Here is a 3,472-nt window from a genome sequence, read left to right on the forward strand (position 1 = left end):
CATCCTGTCCGCCGACGTCGCCAGGCGTCGAGCACGAAAAGAAGCCTGAACCCTTCCGAGCGCAGCTGATCCCATGAAGGCAAAAAAGGAGTTGACGAAACATGCCCACCTAAAGAAGCCAACTGATTGCCGGGGCCAGCCTGCGATGCTAGGTCATGGGGGTAATTGTTTATGGGAGAGCGACAGATGGATCTTGGAATTTCGGGCAAAACCGCGCTGGTCTGCGCATCCTCCAAAGGGTTGGGGCGCGGCTGCGCCGAGGCTTTGGCCGCTGCGGGCGTCAATCTGGTGCTGAACGCGCGCGGGGCAGAGGCGCTGGAAGCGACAGCCGCCGCGATCCGGAGCACCTACGACGTGCGGGTCGCAACCGTCGCCGCCGATGTCGCCACCGAAGACGGCCGCGCGCGCCTGCTGGAGGCTGCGGGCGCGGTGGATATTTTGGTCAATAACGCCGGTGGCCCGCCACCGGGGCTGTGGTCCGACTGGGACCGGGATGATTTCATCACGGCGCTGGACGCCAATATGCTGGCACCCATCGCGCTGATGAAGGCGCTGTTGCCCGGCATGATTGATCGTGGCTGGGGGCGGGTGGTCAATATCACCTCTGGTTCGGTCAAATCACCCATCCCGCAACTGGGCCTGTCCAATGCCGCGCGCGCGGGGCTGACCGGCTATGTCGCAGGGACATCGCGGCAGGTCGCGCAGCATGGCGTGACGATCAACAACATGCTGCCCGGTATCCATGCGACCGACCGCGCGATCAGCCTCGATACCGGCGTATCAAAGGCACAGGGCATCGACATGGCCACCGCCAAGGCGCAGCGCGAGGCGACGATCCCCGCCCGCCGTTACGGTACGGCTGCGGAATTCGGCGCGATGTGCGCGTTTCTGTGCAGCCAGCATGCGGGCTTTATCGTGGGGCAGAATATCGTGCTGGATGGCGGCGCGATCAACGCCACGATCTGACCCTTGCGGCGGGGCGGCGGGATTGTTAGGTCGCAAATACCCAATTGTTTTACTCAGAGATTGTGCCCATGTCCGCGCCCCGCCTTGCCGTCAGCCATCTGGTCAAGACCTATGCCGGGCGCAGGGTGGTCGATGACGTCAGCCTGAACGTGATGCCGGGGCAGGTGACCTGCCTGCTGGGGCCATCAGGCTGTGGCAAATCGACCACGCTGCGGATCATCGCGGGCGTCGATATGCAGGACAGTGGCACGATCCATGTCGATGGCAACCTGATCTGCGACACGGTGCACAGGGTTCCGCCAGAGGCGCGGTCCATCGGGCTGATGTTTCAGGATTTCGCGCTGTTCCCGCATCTGACCGTGGCGCAGAATGTGGGCTTCGGTCTGCGCGGTCGCAAGGAAAACGGGCGCGTCACCGACCTGCTGAAAAAGGTCGGCATGCTGCGCTATCTGCATGATTATCCACATCAATTGTCGGGCGGTGAACAGCAGCGCGTCGCCTTGGCCCGCGCTTTGGCGCCGAAGCCACGCATCATGCTGATGGATGAGCCGTTTTCCGGCCTCGATGATCGCCTGCGTGACGATATCCGCGACGAGACGCTGGAAATTCTGAAAAGCGAAGGCACCGCCGTCCTGCTGGTGACGCATGAACCGCATGAGGCGCTACGCATGGCCGATGAAATCGCGTTGATGCGCGATGGCCGGATCGTGCAGCGCGGGTCGCCCTATAACATCTACAACGCGCCCAAGGATCTGCAGGCTGCGGGTTTCTTCAGCGATATCAACGTGATCAAGGGCAAGGTGCAGGGTGCCTTGACCGATACGCCGTTCGGTCAGTTCCTTGCCCCCGGCGTGCCGGACGGGACCGAGGTCGATATCGTGATCCGCCCGCAGCATCTGAAGATCGACTTTGACCGCGCCGGTCGCGGCCCGAACCCCACACCGCAAGACGGCACGCCCGCGCGCGGCGTGGTGCAAAGGGCGCGGTTCATCGGGGCATCGTCACTGGTCGAATTCCGGATGGATTTCGACGGCTCGATCTTGCGCGCTGCGGTCCCGTCCGTGTTTTTGCCGAAACCCGGCACGCCGCTGTGGATCATGATCCGGCGGGACAGGTGTTTTGTGTTTCCAAGGGGGTAGGGTGATATCGGCATCTTCCCGGATCGGGTTTCAGCCGCGCCTGAGGACAATGATAGTGCCAGTCGGGCGCGTGAGTTTGTCAACTTCGCCATAGCCAAGATGAGCGGCGAGTCTCCGTGACGATGTGTTACGCTCTGCAATAAGACAGGCGGTCGGGCCGCCCACGCGGTCATCATACCAGCTTTGCGCAACCCGGCACGCCTCGCGCGCATATCCCAGACCTTGAAAGCCGGTCCGCAATGTCCAAGAGGTTTCGACCGCTGTCCCCGCCCTCGCGCCCAGATCGCGTTCATACTTCGCGAAACCCGTCTTGCCGACATAGGCCCCGGACACTTTTTCGATGATGGTGAACTGCCCAAAACCTTCCAGTGCCCAATGCCCGCAGTCACGCAGAAACCGCGCCCAGGCATCTGCGCGGCTCAGGTTTCCGCCGATATGCTGCGTCACTTCCGTTTCGCGGAACATCTGGGCGAAGGCTCCAAAATCACTGGACTCAGGCCGTCGCAGGACAAGACGATCAGTTTCCAACATATTGCCTTCTTCCTCACCCACTCGACGTTCAAGGCGTTCAGCCGCCGGGAAGGTGGATCATGAGTCAGCCGACTTCACCCGCCCCGCACGCCCCCCGCGCCGTTTCGCGATCAGACCCTGCCGCCCAGGCAATTCCGCCATCACGTCCGCCCGCGCCTCGGGCGTCATCCGTGACCAGGCGCTGATCTCGTCAATCGTGCGTAGGCAGCCTGTACACAGGCGCGATTCAGTCTGGATCACGCAGATCTTGATGCAGGGGCTGTCGATCTCGGCCCTTTGCCAGATATGATCGGAAGGGTCGGGTTTGCTCATCGGTTCCGCTCCAGATGCTGCAATCGGTCAAGCAGCCCTTGCAGGATATAACCAGCGGCGACGTTGTCGATCAGTTCGGCGCGACGTTTGCGGGACGTATCCGACTCCAGCAGCGATCTTTCGGCGGCGACGGTGGACAGACGTTCATCCCAAAAGGTGATCGGCAGCGGCGTCAGCTTTTCAAGATTGCGGGCAAAGGCGCGGGTGGCCTGACAGCGCGGCCCTTCTGAGCCGTCCATATTGCGCGGCAGGCCCAGCACAAGGCCCACGATGCTGCGGTGGTCGGTGATTTCGAACAGCCGTGCGGCATCAAGGGTGAATTTCTTGCGCTTGATCGTCTGCAACGGGGTGGCCACGCTGCGCAGCAGATCCGATACCGCCACACCGATCGTGACAGTGCCCAGATCCAGCCCCGCCAACGCCCCCATGGGCGGCAGGGCTGCGGCGAAATCCTGCGGCGTGTCGCAGATCATTCGATTAATCCGGCGTCTTGCGCGGCCTGGGTCAAAATCTCCATCGCGGCG

Annotated in this window: 5 protein-coding genes; 2 read left to right on the plus strand and 3 right to left on the minus strand. The window is 62.4% G+C overall.

Going from position 1 to position 3,472, the window contains the following annotated elements; all coding sequences use genetic code 11:
* Positions 1–186: 186 nt before the first annotated feature.
* Together ACK4TM_RS17240 and ACK4TM_RS17245 are read left to right on the plus strand one after the other, a co-directional pair.
* The gene (locus ACK4TM_RS17240; protein WP_409703764.1) at positions 187–966 is read left to right on the plus strand and encodes an SDR family oxidoreductase; all 780 of its coding nucleotides are present in this window, start codon (positions 187–189) and stop codon (positions 964–966) included.
* Positions 967–1,034: 68 nt separating this feature from the next.
* A complete protein-coding gene (locus tag ACK4TM_RS17245; RefSeq protein WP_409703767.1) occupies positions 1,035–2,105 on the plus strand; it encodes an ABC transporter ATP-binding protein in 1,071 nt (356 codons plus the stop codon).
* Positions 2,106–2,135: 30 nt separating this feature from the next.
* Here the strand turns inward: ACK4TM_RS17245 and ACK4TM_RS17250 are convergent, their stop codons facing one another.
* From ACK4TM_RS17250 to ruvX, 3 genes are read right to left on the minus strand one after another with little or no spacing between them, the layout of a single operon-like run.
* Positions 2,136–2,636 carry a GNAT family N-acetyltransferase gene (locus ACK4TM_RS17250; protein WP_409703770.1) on the minus strand — a complete coding sequence of 167 codons (501 nt, stop codon included), beginning with the start codon at positions 2,634–2,636 and terminating at the stop codon, positions 2,136–2,138.
* A gap of 57 nt (positions 2,637–2,693) precedes the next feature.
* Positions 2,694–2,948 carry a DUF1289 domain-containing protein gene (locus ACK4TM_RS17255; RefSeq protein ID WP_409703773.1) on the minus strand — a complete coding sequence of 85 codons (255 nt, stop codon included), beginning with the start codon at positions 2,946–2,948 and terminating at the stop codon, positions 2,694–2,696.
* Positions 2,945–3,421 carry a Holliday junction resolvase RuvX gene (gene ruvX / locus ACK4TM_RS17260; protein WP_409703776.1) on the minus strand — a complete coding sequence of 159 codons (477 nt, stop codon included), beginning with the start codon at positions 3,419–3,421 and terminating at the stop codon, positions 2,945–2,947. Before ruvX ends, ACK4TM_RS17255 begins: the two co-directional genes overlap by 4 nt.
* Positions 3,422–3,472 lie beyond the last annotated feature (51 nt).

The organism is Yoonia sp., from assembly GCF_046292185.1.
Classification (GTDB): Bacteria; Pseudomonadota; Alphaproteobacteria; order Rhodobacterales; family Rhodobacteraceae; genus Yoonia.

What these genes read in the sequence shown, in the direction of transcription:
- ACK4TM_RS17255 (WP_409703773.1), bottom strand. Translation starts at nt 2,948, where the DNA reads ATGAGCAAACCCGACCCTTCCGATCATATCTGGCAAAGGGCCGAGATC.
- ruvX (WP_409703776.1), bottom strand. Translation starts at nt 3,421, where the DNA reads ATGATCTGCGACACGCCGCAGGATTTCGCCGCAGCCCTGCCGCCCATG.
- ACK4TM_RS17240 (WP_409703764.1), top strand. Translation starts at nt 187, where the DNA reads ATGGATCTTGGAATTTCGGGCAAAACCGCGCTGGTCTGCGCATCCTCC.
- ACK4TM_RS17250 (WP_409703770.1), bottom strand. Translation starts at nt 2,636, where the DNA reads ATGTTGGAAACTGATCGTCTTGTCCTGCGACGGCCTGAGTCCAGTGAT.
- ACK4TM_RS17245 (WP_409703767.1), top strand. Translation starts at nt 1,035, where the DNA reads ATGTCCGCGCCCCGCCTTGCCGTCAGCCATCTGGTCAAGACCTATGCC.